The organism is Marinicrinis lubricantis (genome assembly GCF_042658665.1).
Lineage (GTDB): Bacteria > Bacillota > Bacilli > Paenibacillales > KCTC-33676 > Marinicrinis > Marinicrinis lubricantis.
In genome coordinates this window covers 1-1,620 of record NZ_JBHSQV010000016.1, presented here as the reverse complement: position 1 = coordinate 1,620, position 1,620 = coordinate 1, and the positions used below count along the sequence as shown (strand labels likewise).

Here is a 1,620-nt window from a genome sequence, read left to right as displayed (position 1 = left end):
CATAATAATATATTTTTATTTAAATATTGTAATTTAAATTCCATATTTTCGTGATTTATGGTAATATTTTCTTGGAATATAATACTATATTATGGAAAGGGAGTTTGAAATAATGAAACTGTTATCTGTAATTCTATCTTTGGCATTTGTCTGTACTATCGTGAATCCTAGTTCAACAATGGCAGAAAATAGGGTATCTGATGTAATTTCACAAGAAGCTGAATCAATTTATGATAAGTCAGGAGAGGAAATAGGAACAAGATATAGAACAATTGAAAGGGAAATTGATGGGAATAAAATTATACTGAAAAGTAAGACGATCGAAAAATTATATGATGGTAGAGAAAATGAAAAAATAAGAGAAACAGAATTTATCAAAACTGAAGACGAAATAATAATCGATGGTGTAAAATACAATCCAGATGATGTAATAATTGATTTAAAAAATCATCAAAATGGAATGCAGCAATCTTCAATAAATAATGTTGCGCAAAGACAATTAGCAGCTGGTTATACCATTTTATCTGAAAAAGGATATTCGACGTACATAAATTACAGTCATAGGAAATATAATGTTCCTGGGAGCGTTATACCAGGGGGAGCAACATGGTATGTAACAAAAATGTATGTCGCAAATGGAACAGCAGGAGTAAGTTCTGCTCTATTATTAGACCCTAATAACCACGCAAACCAGACCGTAACAATCTTCCAGCACACTAATGGTCAGTACGCAAGCGTTATTGATGATTTTGAAGATTACACGAATATTGTAATTGAAGCTCGCGATGATTTAGAATTGTTATCAGTTGAACTTTCTGGATTAATCGGGTTTGGTGCTATTACTGCAGCTACTGTATGGGCTCTGATCGGTACAGTTGGAGGCGCTGGAATTATTGCTGCGCAAATGTATGAAGCGTACGCTGATGCTCGTGACGCATTAAAAGATGCATACAATTTAATAAAGAACATTCCAAGTGTAAATGTCCCAGGTTAATGGAGTGAATGCCCTTTGGAAATAACAGATATTTTGCAATATATTTTTGCTTTTGCTACCCCGACTATTATTATTTTCTATCTGCTTAATAAACATGGAAGTCGTAAAGATAAAATAATTTTTTATTTTTTGGTTATTATTTGGTTAATTATTTCTATACAATCAATTATACTTGACTAATGTTTACCAACAACAAATCGGATATCATTAGCTGTCGAAAGAGTTTCGACAGCTTTTTTGTTATGGCTTTAGCCAGTTGAGTGCGTGAAACGCGCGAAACAGAAAACCACCCGCTATGCGGGTGGAGGGTTCTAGGGTTTGACCAACAAGACCATTCCGATAAAATTGAGATGTTCAGGCTCAATAATGAAAGGAATGGTCTTAGATGGCAAACAAGAGCTATAGTCTAGCTCACACGAAGTGGATGTGCAAATACCACATTGTATTCACCTCGAAGTATAGACGGAAAGAGATTTATAATCAAGTGAGAAAAGACTTGTGTAACCGTCAAGTACTTTTGAGCAGATTCCGCTAAATAAGTTTCAACACCTATGAATTACCAAATATGGTTTCTCGGTGCTTGAGGCGGAAGCTATCTCCGCTTAGCTTTATCACTTCGCTCTTGT

At 34.6% G+C, this 1,620-nt stretch carries 1 protein-coding gene and 1 pseudogene; both read left to right on the top strand.

Features of this window, described 5'->3' with window-relative positions:
- Positions 1-112: 112 nt before the first annotated feature.
- The gene (locus tag ACFPXP_RS02725) at positions 113-994 is read left to right on the top strand and encodes a hypothetical protein (RefSeq protein ID WP_379892153.1); all 882 of its coding nucleotides are present in this window, start codon (positions 113-115) and stop codon (positions 992-994) included.
- Positions 995-1,379: 385 nt separating this feature from the next.
- Positions 1,380-1,493 (top strand): annotated as a pseudogene (locus tag ACFPXP_RS02720) (IS200/IS605 family transposase); the annotation flags it as partial.
- Positions 1,494-1,620 lie beyond the last annotated feature (127 nt).